Annotated in this window: 12 protein-coding genes; 9 read left to right on the top strand and 3 right to left on the bottom strand. The window is 71.5% G+C overall.

Translation table 11 applies throughout. From position 1 onward, the window contains the following. Window positions 1-180: 180 nt before the first annotated feature. Window positions 181-1194 carry a Gfo/Idh/MocA family oxidoreductase gene (locus EWV39_RS11815; RefSeq protein WP_129660456.1) on the top strand — a complete coding sequence of 338 codons (1014 nt, stop codon included), beginning with the start codon at window positions 181-183 and terminating at the stop codon, window positions 1192-1194. Further along, window positions 1191-2081: a sugar phosphate isomerase/epimerase family protein gene (locus EWV39_RS11810; protein WP_238148324.1), complete on the top strand. Its 891-nt coding sequence runs from the start codon at window positions 1191-1193 to the stop codon at window positions 2079-2081. Before EWV39_RS11815 ends, EWV39_RS11810 begins: the two co-directional genes overlap by 4 nt. A 32-nt stretch (window positions 2082-2113) precedes the next feature. Here EWV39_RS11810 and EWV39_RS11805 read toward each other — a convergent pair whose 3' ends face one another. Continuing rightward, a complete protein-coding gene (locus EWV39_RS11805; protein WP_165313296.1) occupies window positions 2114-3178 on the bottom strand; it encodes a LacI family DNA-binding transcriptional regulator in 1065 nt (354 codons plus the stop codon). 314 nt (window positions 3179-3492) lie between these two features. Between EWV39_RS11805 and EWV39_RS11800 the strand changes: the two genes are divergently transcribed. Continuing rightward, entirely contained in the window at window positions 3493-4689 is a 1197-nt protein-coding gene (locus EWV39_RS11800) for a pyridoxal phosphate-dependent aminotransferase (protein WP_129660449.1), read from the top strand. Then, a complete protein-coding gene (locus EWV39_RS11795) occupies window positions 4686-5651 on the top strand; it encodes a 2-hydroxyacid dehydrogenase (RefSeq protein ID WP_129660446.1) in 966 nt (321 codons plus the stop codon). Before EWV39_RS11800 ends, EWV39_RS11795 begins: the two co-directional genes overlap by 4 nt. 116 nt (window positions 5652-5767) lie before the next feature. Here EWV39_RS11795 and EWV39_RS11790 read toward each other — a convergent pair whose 3' ends face one another. Together EWV39_RS11790 and EWV39_RS11785 are read right to left on the bottom strand one after the other, a co-directional pair. After that, window positions 5768-6892, bottom strand: a complete 1125-nt coding sequence (locus EWV39_RS11790) for a YkvI family membrane protein (protein ID WP_129660443.1) — start codon at window positions 6890-6892, stop codon at window positions 5768-5770. 301 nt (window positions 6893-7193) lie between these two features. Then, window positions 7194-7859 carry a GntR family transcriptional regulator gene (locus EWV39_RS11785; RefSeq protein WP_238148323.1) on the bottom strand — a complete coding sequence of 222 codons (666 nt, stop codon included), beginning with the start codon at window positions 7857-7859 and terminating at the stop codon, window positions 7194-7196. A 129-nt stretch (window positions 7860-7988) separates the two neighbouring features. On the opposite strand from EWV39_RS11785, the gene glyA reads away from it, so the two are divergent. Genes glyA through EWV39_RS11760 form a run of 5 tightly spaced genes read left to right on the top strand, consistent with a single transcriptional unit; the run spans window position 7989 to window position 14449 of the window. After that, window positions 7989-9326, top strand: coding sequence for a serine hydroxymethyltransferase (gene glyA, locus EWV39_RS11780; protein WP_129660437.1), 1338 nt, complete (start codon window positions 7989-7991; stop codon window positions 9324-9326). Window positions 9327-9329: 3 nt separating this feature from the next. After that, the gene (locus tag EWV39_RS11775) at window positions 9330-10547 is read left to right on the top strand and encodes a sarcosine oxidase subunit beta family protein (protein ID WP_129660434.1); all 1218 of its coding nucleotides are present in this window, start codon (window positions 9330-9332) and stop codon (window positions 10545-10547) included. A gap of 20 nt (window positions 10548-10567) precedes the next feature. Next, complete coding sequence (locus EWV39_RS11770; protein ID WP_129660431.1) at window positions 10568-10885, top strand: sarcosine oxidase subunit delta; 318 nt, start codon at window positions 10568-10570, stop codon at window positions 10883-10885. Beyond that, window positions 10882-13803 (top strand): glycine cleavage T C-terminal barrel domain-containing protein, encoded by a 2922-nt coding sequence (locus EWV39_RS11765; RefSeq protein WP_129660429.1) that lies wholly within the window; start codon window positions 10882-10884, stop codon window positions 13801-13803. Before EWV39_RS11770 ends, EWV39_RS11765 begins: the two co-directional genes overlap by 4 nt. Then, window positions 13796-14449, top strand: a complete 654-nt coding sequence (locus EWV39_RS11760; protein ID WP_129660426.1) for a sarcosine oxidase subunit gamma — start codon at window positions 13796-13798, stop codon at window positions 14447-14449. The genes EWV39_RS11765 and EWV39_RS11760 overlap by 8 nt, the downstream gene beginning before the upstream one ends. Window positions 14450-14509: the final 60 nt, after the last annotated feature.

The following is a 14509-nucleotide window of genomic DNA, read 5'->3' as shown; positions in this document are numbered from 1 at the left end:
GGGGTCTCGGGATGGTGCTGAAAGGTATTTTGAACCGGTCCAAAATCTGGCTCCCGGGGGGGCTCGGAAAATTGAACCGGTCCAAGTAATCTAGAGTGATGCAGGGCACGCTGTCAACGACGTCGTGACGCGTCCCCTGACGCACCCCACCACCCGACGCCGCCAGAAAGGGAATCCTCCATGACCTCACCCCTCAGGATCGGGCTGTTCGGCACCGGCCGGATCGGCTTCGTGCACGCCGCCAACGCCGCGACCCTCCCCGGCACCGTGCTGCACCGCATCTGCGACCCCGCGCTCGAGCGCGCCCGCGAGACCGCGCAGCAGTACGGCGTCCCCCACGTCACCGCAGACCCGGAGGAGATGCTCTCCGCGGGGGACCTGGACGCCGTCGTCGTCGCCTCCCCCACGCCCACCCACGTGGGCCTCATCGAGGAGTGCATCGACCGCGGCCTGCCGGTGCTGTGCGAGAAGCCCATCCACCTGGACATCCGCCGGGTCGACGAGCTGCGGGAGAAGGCGCGGGCCGCGACGACGCCGGTCGCGATCGGCTTCAACCGCCGCTTCGACCCGAGCATCGCCGACCTGCACCGGACCGTGCGGGCGGGCGGCGTCGGGCGCCTGGAGCAGCTGACCATCGTCAGCCGGGACCCCGAGCCCCCGGGTCCCGAGTACATCGCGGCCTCCGGCGGCATCTTCCGGGACATGACCATCCACGACTTCGACATCGCCCGCCTCTTCGTCCCCGAGATCGTCGAGGTCACGGCGCGCGCCGCGCAGAGCTTCAGCCCCGAGATCGCGGCGGCCGGCGACTTCGACACCGCGACCACCGTGCTGCGCGGCGCGGGCGGCGAGGTCGTCACGATCGTCAACTCCCGGCACTGCGCCTACGGCTACGACCAGCGCCTCGAGGCCTTCGGCGACGCCGGGGCGGCCCGGCTCGAGAACCTCCTGCCGCTGACCACCCGCAGCTTCGGCGCGGGCGGCGTCGAGGGGACGACGCCGTACTACTCCTCCTTCGTGGACCGCTACGCCGAGGCCTACCGCGCCGAGCTGGCGGAGTTCGCCGAGGGGGTCCGCAGCGGGACCGTGCGCAACCCCGGCTTCGAGGACGGCCGCGCGGCGCTGCTGCTCGCCGACGCCGCCCAGGAGTCGGCGGAGCGCGGCGTCGCCGTGGCCGTGGAGCCCTCGGCGTGAGCCCGCCGGAGGCCCGGGACGAGGCGGCGAGGCGGAGCGAGCCCCGCCTCGTGGCCACCTGCTGGACCAGCGCCGGGGCCGCGATGCCCGGCGAGCCGCCCGAGCTGAGCCCCTTCGACGCCCTCGAGCGGGTGCGCCTGGCGGGAGAGACGGGCTGGGCCGGCATCGGCTTCGGGCAGGACGACCTGCGACGGGTCCGCGAGACCATCGGCTTCGCCGCCCTGCGCGAGGGCATCGAGGCCGCGGGCCTGGAGCACGTGGAGGTGGAGCTGTGCTCCGGCTGGTGGGAGGAGGATCCGGCCTGGCGGGTGACCTGGGAGCTGCTGCTCGACGCCGCCGAGGCCCTGGGCGCGGCCTTCGTCAAGGTCGGCACGGCGCACTCCGCCGCGCTGGAGGACGTCGGCCCGCTCGTGGAGCCGATGCGCCGGCTCGCGGACCAGGCGCAGGCGCGCGGCACCCGCGTGGCGCTGGAGCCCCTGCCCTTCGCGATGGTCGCCTCGATCCCGCAGGGTGCCGAGCTCGTGCGGAGGGCGGGGCATCCTGCTGCGGGGCTCGTCGTCGACTTCTGGCACGTATTCCGCGCGGGCACCCCGCTCGCGGAGCTCGGGCGCTGCCTCTCCCCCGAGAGCGTCTTCGGCGTGGAGCTCTCGGACGCCGAGGACGCCGTCGCGGGCGTCGGCCTCTTCGAGGACACCCGCGACCATCGGAGGCTCATCGGCGAGGGCGAGCAGGACGTCGCGGGCTTCGTGGAGACCATGCGGCGCGTGGGGTTCCGGGGACCGTGGGGCGTGGAGATCCTCTCGAGGGAGCACCGGCGCCGGCCGCTGCGCGAGGCGCTCGAGGTCGCGAGGGACTCGGCGCTCTCGGCATTCCCCGAGACGGGATAGGAGCCCCCCCGGGGGGCGTTCTCGCAGGCGGCCTAGACGGCCCGGGAGGCGGGCTGGGCGCCTCCGGGCGCTGCCTGCGTCGAGGCGCGCACCACCAGGCCGGGCCGGACCAGCTCGTCGCCGCCGAGCGCCGTCGGGTCCTGGAGCGCGGCGAGGATGCGGCGGGCCGCGAGCCGACCGATCTCCGCGTTGCACGGATCCACCGAGGTCAGCGAGATCCGCGGCAGGCCCGCGAGGTAGGTGTTGTCGAAGCCGGCGACGGCGAGCTCCCGCGGCAGCTCGAGCCCGGCCCGCTCGGCGGCCGACTGGACGCCGAGCGCCGCCAGGTCGTTGACCGCGATCACCGCGGTGGGGCGCGGCTCGGTGCGCAGCAGGCGCGCGCCGGCGTCGGCCCCCTCCCGCTCCGAGTAGGAGGCGGGGAAGACCAGCTCCTCCAGGCCGCGGGCGCGGCACGAGGCGGCGTACGCCTCCCGCCGGGAGCGCGAAACCCCGCCTCCCTCGCCGCCGACGAAGGCGATGCGCCGGTGACCCCGCTCCATCAGGTGCTCGAAGAGCAGCTCCATGCCCGCGCGGTCGTCCACCCGGACGGAGGCGTGGCCGGAGCCCGCCTCCGGGGCCGCACTGGCGTAGACGATGGGGACGCCCCTGGGCAGCGCCGAAGCGTCGGCGACCGTGCCGATCACCAGCAGCGCGCGGGGCCGGAGATCCTGCAGCATCGTCATGACCCGGTCGTCCACGCGGCCGTACCGCTCCCCCTCATCGGCGACACCGGGCACGCTGGCGCTGGTGATCAGCCCGTACTGGCCCTGGGCGTCGAGCTCGGCGCGGGCGGCGTCGGCGATGTCCGCGAACAGGGGGTTGCGCAGGTCCACCACCACGATGCCGATGAACGGCGACCCCTCGGCCGCGAGCGAGCGGGCCAGGAAGTTCGGCTGGTACCCCAGCTCCTCGGCGGCCTCGCGGATGCGCCGGAGCCTTGCCTCGCCGACCCGGCTGGCGTCCTTGAACGCCAGCGAGACCAGGGACTTGGAGACCCCGGCCTGCGCGGCGACGTCGCGGATGGTGGCCCGCGAGGCGGAACCGGCTGGCTTGTCCATGGGGACCATCCTGACACAGGGCGGGAGGGGAGACGGCCCGGCGGCCTCGCCCGCCGGGGGCGGGATGGCCCCGGAGACGACCCGCTCCGCCGGAATCAGGGGTGGTCTGCTCCGAGGCCGCGGAGGGCCCGTCCGAAGCACCTCGAAAGAGGCAGACGGTCATTTTTTTCCACACGGTAAACGACCCCTTCCCAAAAGTGTGACCGAGAACATAGGGTTTGTTTTCAGGTACTCCCTTAGATCGTTGCGTCGCCTCTCAGCTTCGCCCGCCGATCATCATTATTACCCCGTCAACGGACATGAGAGGTACAACCATGGAATTAGCACAGCGGTTAGACCGATTGGGCACTGAAACCGCCTTTGCGGTGGCGCAGGCTGCGGCGGCCTGGTCCGCGAAGGGGAATAAGGTGTACCCGTTCCACCTGGGTGACATCAACATTCCCACGGCTCCCCACATCGTCGAGGCGATGAACGCGGCCATCGCCGACGGCAAGACCGGCTACTGCCCCGGACCCGGCATCCCGGCCCTCCGCGAGGCGCTCGCGGAGGACATCGGCGCGCATCGCGGCATGTCGATCAGCCCGGAGGAGGTCGTGGTGACCACCGGCGGGAAGCCCGTCATCACCAAGTTCCTCCAGACCGTGATGGACCCCGGGCAGGAGGTGCTCTACCCCAACCCCGGCTTCCCCATATACGAGTCGCAGATCGAGTACCTCGGCGGGACCGCGGTCCCGTACGCCTACACCCCCACGGCTGACGGCTTCGCCATCGACGTCGAGCACCTCGAGTCGCTGATCACCCCGAACACCACCGCGATCATCTACAACGATCTGCAGAACCCGATCTCCGCGGAGTCCACCCCCGAGGAGCGGGAGGCCATCGCGGCCCTGGCGCAGCAGCACGACCTCTGGGTGCTCTCCGACGAGGCCTACTTCGAGACCCGCTACGAGGGGACCTCGACGTCGATCGCCTCCCTCCCCGGCATGGCGGAGAGAACCGTCATCCTCTACACGTTCAGCAAGAAGTTCGCGATGACGGGATCCCGGCTCGGATGCGCCGTCGCGCCTCGGCGAATCGCCGATATCATTTCCAAGCTCAATACCAATGATGAGTCCTGCACGACGCATTATGTGCAATGGGCGGGAATTGCCGCGTTGCAAGGAACGCAAGACCCGGTCCACGAAATGCTGAATACATTACGCGAGCGCCGAGACGCCGCCTGTGAATTAGTCAACAGCATCCCCGGCATGAAGGTCGCGGTGCCGCAGTCCACCTTTTACCTCTTTCCCGATGTCACCGAGGCGATGGAGCGGCTCGGCGTCTCCGACGTCTCGGCCTTCGCCGAGAACGCGCTCCACGAGACCGGGATGTCCTTCTGCACCCGGCTGCACTTCGGCCGACGCCACCCCAGCGAAGAGCGGCAGTACATCCGTCTCGCCTACTCGGGCATCGACCTGCCCGAGATCAAGGAGGGCCTGGGACGGCTGCGCGATTGGGTGGAGGCGGGATGAGCCGGGTCATCGTCACCGGGCGGGTCCCGGAAGAGGCCGTCCGCAGGCTCGAGGCGGAGCACGACGTCGACGCCTGGACCGGCCGGGATCCCATGGGCCGGGAGGAGCTGCTCCAGCGGGTGGCCGGGGTCGACGCCGTCCTCAGCCTGCTCACGGAGCGCATCGACGAGGAGCTGCTGGAGGCCGCCGGGCCGCAGCTCAAGGTCGTCGCCAACGCGGCGGTGGGGTACGACAACGTCGACGTCCCCGCCTGCGCCGCCCGGGGCGTGGTCGCCACCAACACCCCGGGGGTCCTCACCGCCGCCACGGCCGACCTCGCCCTCTCGCTGATCCTCATGACGACGCGGCGCCTGGGCGAGGGCGAGCGGATCATCCGCTCCGGCCAGCCGTGGAAGTGGGGGATGATGTTCCTCCTCGGCAGCGGGCTGCAGGGGAAGACGCTGGGCGTCGTCGGGATGGGCGGCATCGGCCAGGCGACGGCGCGGCGCGCCCGGGCCTTCGGCATGGACGTCGTCTACCACTCCCGGAGCGAGATCGACCCGCAGACGGCGGAGGAGCTGGAGGCCCGGAGGCTGGGGCTGGACGAACTGCTGGCCAGCGCCGACGTCGTCTCCCTGCACTGCCCCTACGGCCCCGAGACCCAGCACCTCATGGGTGCGGAGCAGTTCGCCGCCATGAAGCCCTCCGCCTATCTGGTGAACACGGCGAGGGGGCCCGTGGTGGACGAGCAGGCGCTCGTCGCGGCCCTCGAGGAGGGGCAGATAGCGGGTGCGGGGCTCGACGTCTACGAGCACGAGCCGGAGGTCCACCCCGGACTGCTGGAGCGCGACGACGTCGTGCTCCTGCCGCACCTGGGCTCCGCCACGCTGGAGACCCGCACCGCCATGGCGACCCTCGCCGCGGAGAACGTGCTGGCCGTCCTGCGCGGGGAGCAGCCGCCCACGCCCATCCGGCAGCGGTAGTCCTTCCCCCCCTGCGGAAAGATCCTTCCCCCCCCTGCGGAAAGAGGGGTGTGCGAGCCTGGCTCGCACACCCCCTCTCGTCATGTCCCGGCCGACCGCCGGGGCGGCCTCGGGCCTCACGCGGCCCTGCGGCCCAGCAGGCGCCGCCCCGTGCTGAACAGCATCAGGGCCAGCAGCAGGATGCCCACGTACCCGTTGATGACGTAGACGATGTTGACCATCTGCGAGAAGGGGAGCACGAGCCCCACCACCGTGCCGAGCACGGCCAGGCCGATCGTCAGGTACTTGAAGGCCGGCGTCCTCTCGGCGCAGAAGCGCGAGGAGACCGTCCACAGCAGCGGCACCGCCGTGGTGAGGATGCCCGCCAGGATCATGACCGAGATCCCCGAGGCGAGCACGGCGCTGAGGTCTCCCGCCAGGACCAGCATGGGGATCTCTGCGTCGTGCACCCGGGCGATGTTGGCCAGCAGCCCCAGGCCCACCACCATGCACGCCAGGGCGAACGCGACGCCGCCGAGGACGCCGCCAGAGGCGGCCTCCCTCCGCCGCTCCGCCTTGCGCCCGAGCGCGGTGAGGAAGGCCGCGAGCCACAGCATGCAGAAGCCCACGTAGGAGAGGCCGGCGAAGAACCAGTTCGAGGAGGCCTGGGTCACCTCCAGCCCCGGCAGGACCGAGCCGGCCTCGCCCAGGCCCTCCGGGTTGTTCACCACCCCGAAGATCCCGAGCGCCACCGCCGCCACCACGATCAGCGGCCCGATCTTGCCGATGACCTCCACGATGCCGCCGAGGCCGAACCACACGACGGCGGCGACCACGACGGCGAGCCCCACCCCGCCCACGTACTTGGAGAGCCCGTAGTGCTCCTCGAACACCGCCCCGGCGCCCGCGACCATCACCGTGAAGCTCAGGAAGACGAAGAGGATGGAGAAGTAGTCGAAGAAGGTGCCCAGGTGCTTCCCGCAGTAGTGGCGGAAGACCAGCGAGGGTCGCTCGAACCTCTCCGCGTGGCCGACCCGGAGGAACTCGACCGCGACGTAGGTGATGAACACCAGCACCACGAGCCCCGTGCCGAAGATCCCCCAGTACCCGTACGAGGAGTAGTACTGGAGCACCTCCTGGCCCGTGGCGAAGCCGGAGCCGATGAGGAAGGCGAGGATGGCCCCCGCGTAGGTGAGGATCCTCGCCGGCCGGGGGCGGCGGGCCACGTCGGCGTCTCTCGTGCTGGGGGCGGTCTCTGACATCGGTGCGCCTCTTCCTGGCTCGGGGTGCCGGCGGGCCGGGAAGCTCCTCAGGGACGGGCACGGCTGCGGTGCGCCCTCGCGGCCGCTCCCGCCGTCGTTTGATATATCAGTTGGATCTCAGGCTCACGGGAGACTGTAGGGTGGGAATGTGACCCAGTCAACACTGGCAGGACGCCGTGACGCTCGATGAAGGGCCGGCACCGAGAGGCCCCCTCCGCCCCGACCGCACGGCCCTGACACCCCGCGGCCTCGATCCCGGGCGCCCCCTCCGGGCGGGAGGGCCCGAGGGCCCGACCATCAGCTACAGGACCGAGCGTGCCGTCGCGTCGAAGTTCGCGACGTGCTCGGAGGCCAGCTCCTCCGCCCTCGCCTCGTCCCCCGCGAGGATCTGCTCGATGAGCTCGACGTGCTCCGCGATGTGCTCCTCCATGGGCGGGAGCCGGTCCATGACCAGGCACCACATCCGCGTCACGAGGTTGTCCAGGCGCACGAGCTCCTCCTCCAGGTGCGGGCTCCTGGCCGCCTGGTTGATGAGCCGATGCACCCGCAGGTCCAGCTCCATGAGACGCCGGTGCTCCCTCTCCGAGGTCGAGAGCCGGATGCCCTCCAGCGCCTCCTCCAGCTCGTCCCGCACCTCTCCGCCGCACCACGAGGCGGCCCGCCGGGCCGCCAGCGGCACCAGCGCCTGGCGCATCTCGGAGATCGGCGTCAGCTCGGAGAGGTCCACGTTCGTCGCGAAGGTCCCCCGCCGCGCATAGGTGACGACGAGGTGGTCGGCCTCCAGCCGCTTGAGCGCCTCGCGCAGGGGCGTGCGGCCGACGTCGAGCTCCTGGCTCAGCGTCGACTCGATCATGGGGGCCCCGGGCGGGATGTCGAGCAGCGTGAGCCGATCCCTCAGGGTGTGGTAAGCCAGCTGGGCCTTCGAGGCCGCCGCAGGCAGGGCCGCCTTCACCAGTTCAGTCGTCACCGTTCTCCTCCTCCTCCGACCCCGGAGCGGATTCGTCGCAGGGTATTGCGTGGTCCACATCACTCATCCTACGCTAGACCCACAACTGATATATCAGTTGACGATCACACGGATGGAAGTAGGTTCCGCATGACCGACTACACGCCCCTCGCCGATGCCTCGCTGACGGCGGACCTCGCCGACTTGGACCCCCTGGTGGCCGAGGAGATCGACCGGGAACTGAACCGGCAGCGCAACGGGCTGGAGATGATCGCCTCGGAGAACCACACGGCCCAGGCCGTGATGGCGGCCCAGGGGTCCGTCCTCACCAACAAGTACGCCGAGGGCTACCCCGGCAAGCGCTACTACGGAGGGTGCGAGCACGTCGACGTCATCGAGCAGGCCGCGATCGACCGCGCGCGGCGGATCTTCGGCGCCAAGTTCGCCAACGTCCAGCCGCACTCCGGCGCCCAGGCGAACGCGTCGGTGATGCACGCGCTCATCACGCCGGGCGATACGATCCTCGGCCTGAACCTCGCGCACGGCGGGCACCTCACCCACGGCATGAAGCTGAACTTCTCCGGGAAGCTCTACCACGTGGTCGGCTACGGGGTGGACGAGGAGAGCCACGTCGTCGACATGGACCGTGTCGAGGAGCTGGCCAGGGAGCACCGGCCCCAGCTGATCGTCGCCGGCTGGTCCGCCTACCCCCGCACGCTCGACTTCGCCCGCTTCCGGGCCATCGCCGACGAGGTCGGCGCGTACCTGATGGTCGACATGGCGCACTTCGCCGGGCTGGTCGCGGCGGGACTGCACCCCAGCCCGGTCCCGCACGCCCACGTCGTCACGACCACCACCCACAAGACCCTGGGCGGCCCACGGGGCGGGCTCATCATCACCAACGACCCCGACGTTGCCAAGAAGGTCAACTCGGCCGTCTTCCCCGGCCAGCAGGGCGGGCCCCTCGAGCACGTGATCGCGGGCAAGGCGGTCGCCTTCCGCATCGCCGGGAGCCCGGAGTTCGCCGAGCGCCAGCAGCGCACGCTGGCGGGTGCGCAGGCCCTCGCGCGGCGGCTGACCCGCTCCGACGTCACCGAGCGCGGCATCGACGTCGTCTCCGGGGGCACGGACGTCCACCTCGTCCTCGTGGACCTGCGGAACTCCTCCCTCGACGGGAAGCGGGGCGAGGACCTGCTGTCCAGGATCGACATCACCGTCAACCGCAACGCCGTCCCCTTCGACCCCCGCCCGCCCATGGTCACCTCCGGCCTGCGGATCGGGACCCCGGCCCTGGCCACCCGAGGCTTCGGCGACGCGGCCTTCGAGGAGGTCGCCGACATCATCGCGGAGCTGCTGATCCTCGGCACCGAGCACGAGGAGGTCCCCTCCCAGCTCCTCGAGCCCCTGCGGGACCGCGTGCGCGCCCTGGCCGACGCGCACCCCCTCTACCCCAGCCTGACCCCCGCCACCACCGCGATCGGAGCCTGAAGCATGGCCGAGAAACTGCCGGAGCACCCCGACTTCCTCTGGCGCAACCCCGAACCGAAGTCCCAGTACGACGCGATCATCGTCGGCGGCGGAGGCCACGGCCTGGCGACGGCCTACTACCTCGCCAAGGAACACGGCATGCGCAACATCGCCATCCTGGAGCGCGGATGGCTCGCCGGCGGGAACATGGCGCGCAACACCACCATCATCCGCTCGAACTACCTGTGGGACGAGTCCTCCGCCATCTACGAGCAGGCGCTGAAGCTCTGGGAGCAGCTGCCCGAGGAGCTGGAGTACGACTTCCTCTTCTCGCAGCGCGGCGTGCTGAACGTGGCCCACACGATGCAGGAGGTGCGCGACTCCAAGCGCCGGGTCAACGCCAACCGGCTCAACGGCGTCGACGCCGAGTACCTGGACCCCCAGCAGGTCAAGGACGTCTGCCCGATCATCAACATCGAGGACGACATCCGCTACCCCGTCATGGGCGCCACCTACCAGCCGCGTGCCGGCATCGCCAAGCACGACCACGTGGCCTGGGCGTTCGCGCGGGCCTGCGACCGGATGGGCGTGGACATCATCCAGAACTGCGAGGTCACCGGGTTCCTCAAGGACGGCAACCGGGTGGTCGGCGTCGAGACGAACCGGGGCCGCATCAACTCGGACCGGGTCGGCCTCGCCGTGGCCGGGCACTCCTCGGTCCTCGCCGAGATGGCGGGCGTCCGCCTGCCCATCCAGTCGCGGCCGCTGCAGGCCCTGGTCTCGGAGCTGTTCGAGCCCGTGCACCCCACCGTGGTCATGTCCAACCACATCCACGTGTACGTCTCCCAGGCGCACAAGGGGGAGCTGGTCATGGGCGCCGGCGTCGACTCCTTCAACGGCTACGGCCAGCGCGGCGGGTTCCACATCATCGAGGACCAGATGGCGGCCGCCGTCGAGCTGTTCCCGATCTTCGCCCGGGCGCATCTGCTGCGCACCTGGGGCGGGATCGTCGACACGACCCTCGACGCCTCCCCCATCATCTCCCCCACCGAGGTCGAGGGCCTCTCGGTGAACTGCGGGTGGGGAACCGGCGGGTTCAAGGGCACGCCCGCGGCGGGCCTCACGTTCGCCCACACCGTCGCCACCGGCACCCCGCATCCGCTGAGCGAGCCCTTCGTGCTCGAGCGCTTCGAGACCGGACACCTCATCGACGAGCACGGCGCCGCCGCCGTCGCCCACTGAAGGAAGGGAGGAGACCCCACATGCTGCTCATCGAATGCCCCCACTGCGGGCCCCGCGACGAGATCGAGTTCCACTACGGCGGCGAGGCCGACGTCGAGTACCCGATCGACCCCTACGACCTCTCCGACGCCGAATGGGCCGAGTTCCTGTTCTACCGGGCCAACCCGCGCGGCATCTTCACCGAGCGCTGGATGCACTCCATGGGATGCCGCAAATGGTTCAACGCCGTCCGCGACACCCGCACCTACGAGTTCTCGGCCACCTATCGCCTCGGCGAGGAGCCGCCCTCCTCCGCGAGCCCGACCACCGGCACCATCGCTGAAGGGACCACCCGATGACCGCCTCACGCCTGAGCCCCGATCGCGCCCCCGGCCACAGCGTCGACCGCGAGGAGACCCTCTCCTTCACCGTCGACGGCACCCCGCGGACCGGTCTGCGCGGCGACACCCTGACCAGCGCCCTGCTCGCCGAGGACGCCCTCGAGTGCGGCCCCTCCCTCTACCTCGCCCGGCCCCGGGGCTTCCTCTCCGCGGGCGTCGAGGAGCCCAACGCCCTGATCCACCTGGCCGCCCGCCGGCCCGGCCACGCCGAGGAATCGATGCTCTCGGCCACCACGGTCGAGCTGGCCGAGGGGCTGCAGGGCCGGTGGCTGCAGGGCATGGGCCAGCTGGACCCCGCGGGGGACGACGCCGAGTACGACCGCAAGTACGTCCACGCCGACGTCGTGGTGATCGGCGCCGGCCCGGCGGGCATCGCCGCCGCCCGTGAGGCCTCCAAGGCCGGGGCCCGCATCTTCCTGATCGACGACCAGCCCCAGCCCGGCGGCTTCCTCCTCTCCACCCGGGACGAGGAGATCGACGGGGAGGACGCCGTCGCCTGGTGCGGCAGGACCGTCGAGCGGCTCCGCGCGGCGGAGGACTTCACCTACCTGCGCCGGACCACAGCCATCGGCTCGTACGACTCCAACTACGTCGTCGCCGTGCAGAACCGCACGGACCACCTCGACGCCGACCTGCCGGGCGTCTCCCGGCAGCGCGTCTGGCACATCAGGGCGGGGCGGGTCGTCCTGGCCACCGGCGCGCACGAGCGGCCGATCGTCTTCGCGGAGAACGACCGGCCGGGCATCATGCTCGCCTCGGCCGTGCGCACCTACCTCAACAGGTACGGCGTCGCCGCCGGCCAGCGGATCGCCATCGCCACCACCAACGACACCGCCTACGACCTGGTGCGGGACCTGCACCGGGCCGGCGTCGGGATCGCAGCGGTCATCGACTCCCGGCCCGAGCCCACGGCCCGGGCCGCCGAGGCGCTGGAGGCCTCCGGAGCCCGCGGGATCTTCGGGTCCGCCGTCGTCGGCACGGAGGGCGGCGCCGGGTCCGCCCGCCTGGAGCGGGTGGTGGTCAGCGGGATCGACGCCGAGGGACGCCTCACCGGCGAGCCGGAGGCCCTCTCCGCGGACCTGCTGGCGGTCTCCGGCGGCCACTCCCCCGTGGTGCACCTGCACTCGCAGCGGCAGGGCGCCCTGATCTGGAGCGCCGAGATCGACGGCTTCGTCCCCGAGGCCCCCGTGCGAGGTCAGTTCACGGCGGGGGCGCTCAACGGCTCGCTCTCCCTGGCCGAGGCGCTGGCGGAGGGCGCGCAGGCCGGTCACCGGGCGGCGGCCGACGGCGGGCTGCACGCCCCGCTCATGGTCCCCTCCGCGGCGGCCGACTCCCGGGAGGGCACGATCAGCGCCTCGTCCCGTCCCCTCTGGCTGGTTCCGGGACGCACGGGCGTGCCCGGCGAGTGGGAGACCCACTTCGTGGACCTGCAGCGGGATCAGACGGTGGCCGACGTCATGCGCGCCATCGGGGCCGGGATGCGCTCCGCCGAGCACATCAAGCGGTACACCTCGATCTCCACGGCCCAGGACCAGGGCAAGACCTCGGGCGTGCCCGCCCTGGGGGTCATGGCCGCGGTCTTCGACCTCCCGGACCCCTCCGCCATCGGCCCCACCACCTTCCGCGCCCCCTTCGCGCCGGTGCCCTTCGCGGCGCTGGCCGGCCGGCGCCGCGGCCAGCTCTTCGATCCCGCCCGGGCCACCAACATGCACCCGCTGCACGTGGCGGCGGGCGCCGAGTTCGAGGACGTCGGCCAGTGGAAGCGCCCCTGGTACTACCCCCAGGAGGGGGAGGACCTCGACGCCGCGGTGCTCCGGGAGTGCGCGGCCGTGCGGGACTCCGTGGGCATGCAGGACGTCTCCACCCTGGGCAAGATCGAGATCCGGGGGGCAGACGCCCCCACGTTCCTCAACCGCGTCTACACCAACGGCTTCGCCAAGCTCGCGGTGGGCAAGGGCCGCTACGGCCTGATGTGCACCCCGGACGGCATGCTCTTCGACGACGGCGTGACCCTGCGCATCGCCGAGGACCGGTTCCTGATGACCACCACCACCGGCGGCGCCGCGAAGGTGCTGGACTGGCTCGAGGAGTGGCACCAGACGGAGTGGCCGGACCTCGACGTCGTCTTCACCTCGGTCACCGAGCAGTGGAACACGGTGGCCGTGGTCGGGCCGAGGTCCCGCGACGTCGTCGCCAGGATCCTGCCGGAGCTGGACGTCTCCAACGAGGCCTTCCCGTTCATGGCCTTCCGGGAGACGGTGCTCTCCAACGGGGTGCCCGCCCGGGTCTGCCGCGTCTCCTTCTCCGGCGAGCTCGCCTTCGAGATCAACGTGGAGAACTTCTACGGCCGCTCCACGTGGGAGCTGGTGCGCGAGGCCGGCGCCGAGTTCGGCATCACCCCCTACGGCACCGAGACCATGCACGTGCTGCGCGCGGAGAAGGGCCTGATCATCATCGGCCAGGACACCGACGGCACGGTCACCCCGCACGACGCCGGGATGGAATGGGCGGTCTCGAAGCTCAAGGACTGCATCGGCAAGCGCTCCTTCCAGCGCGCGGACACCGCGCGGCCGGATCGGAAGCACCTGGTCGGCGTCCTGCCCGTGGACGGGAAGACCCGGCTGGACGAGGGAGCGCAGCTGATCGCGGCCGACACCCCCGTCACCCCCGAGGCGGGCCCCGTCCCGATGCTCGGGCACGTCACCTCCTCCTACCTCTCCGCGACCATGGACCGTCCCTTCGGGCTGGCCCTGGTCAAGAACGGACGCAACCGCATGGGCGAGATCGTCAAGGCGCCCGTGGGGGACACCCTGATCGACGTGGAGATCACCTCCCACGTCTTCTACGACCCGGAAGGGGCACGCCGTGATGGCTGAGCACACCGCCACCGAGGAACGAAACACCAGCGGGGTCGCCGGCCTCGACGAGCTGCGCGTCTCCCCCGCCGCCCACCTGGCCGAGGAGATGGCGCAGGCGAGCGTGACGGGCGAGCGCGGCGTCCGGCTCGAGGAGGTCCCGTTCCGCCCCCAGATCGGCGTCCGGGCCGAGCCCGGCACGCCGGGGGCCGAGGCCGTGGAGCGGGCGCTCGGCGTCGTCCTGCCGCGCAGCAGCGGGGAGAGCACCGGCGACGCCGAGGGCCTCCACGCCCTGTGGCTCTCGCCGGACGAGTTCCTGGTCGTGGACGCGTCCAGGCGGCAGGCGCCCGGCGAGGCCGCGGAGGCCGAGCGGGCGCTCGAGGGACTGCCGGGGCAGGTGGTGGACCTCTCCGGGAACCGCACCCTCCTGCAGCTCAGCGGCCCCATGGCCCGGGACGTCCTCGAGAAGGGCTGCCACGTGGACGTGCACCCCCGCCAGCTCCCGGTGGGAGCGGTGGCCTCGACCGCCCTCGGGCCCGTCCAGGTCATCCTGCACCGCAGCGCGGAGGACTCCTACCGCATCTACCCCCGCTCCTCCTTCGCCGAGTACATGGCCCGCTGGCTCATCGACTCCATGCGGGAGTACCAGCAGCCGGAGGTCGAGTGACGACGCGGACGCGCCCTCCCGGCGCGCACCGACTCGACCGCCGATCCCAGACGAGGAGAA

Origin of the sequence: Rothia halotolerans (genome assembly GCF_004136635.1) — a bacterium.
Classification (GTDB): Bacteria; Actinomycetota; Actinomycetes; order Actinomycetales; family Micrococcaceae; genus Rothia; species Rothia halotolerans.
The sequence above is the reverse complement of the archived record's forward strand: the minus strand, read 5'-3'. Positions and strand labels throughout refer to the sequence as shown.

Excerpts from the sequence above, each read along its gene's own strand:
- EWV39_RS11815 (WP_129660456.1), top strand. The coding sequence starts at position 181 with ATGACCTCACCCCTCAGGATCGGGCTGTTCGGCACCGGCCGGATCGGC.
- EWV39_RS11805 (WP_165313296.1), bottom strand. The coding sequence starts at position 3,178 with ATGGACAAGCCAGCCGGTTCCGCCTCGCGGGCCACCATCCGCGACGTC.
- EWV39_RS11800 (WP_129660449.1), top strand. The coding sequence starts at position 3,493 with ATGGAATTAGCACAGCGGTTAGACCGATTGGGCACTGAAACCGCCTTT.
- EWV39_RS11795 (WP_129660446.1), top strand. The coding sequence starts at position 4,686 with ATGAGCCGGGTCATCGTCACCGGGCGGGTCCCGGAAGAGGCCGTCCGC.
- EWV39_RS11790 (WP_129660443.1), bottom strand. The coding sequence starts at position 6,892 with ATGTCAGAGACCGCCCCCAGCACGAGAGACGCCGACGTGGCCCGCCGC.
- glyA (WP_129660437.1), top strand. The coding sequence starts at position 7,989 with ATGACCGACTACACGCCCCTCGCCGATGCCTCGCTGACGGCGGACCTC.
- EWV39_RS11775 (WP_129660434.1), top strand. The coding sequence starts at position 9,330 with ATGGCCGAGAAACTGCCGGAGCACCCCGACTTCCTCTGGCGCAACCCC.
- EWV39_RS11770 (WP_129660431.1), top strand. The coding sequence starts at position 10,568 with ATGCTGCTCATCGAATGCCCCCACTGCGGGCCCCGCGACGAGATCGAG.
- EWV39_RS11765 (WP_129660429.1), top strand. The coding sequence starts at position 10,882 with ATGACCGCCTCACGCCTGAGCCCCGATCGCGCCCCCGGCCACAGCGTC.
- EWV39_RS11760 (WP_129660426.1), top strand. The coding sequence starts at position 13,796 with ATGGCTGAGCACACCGCCACCGAGGAACGAAACACCAGCGGGGTCGCC.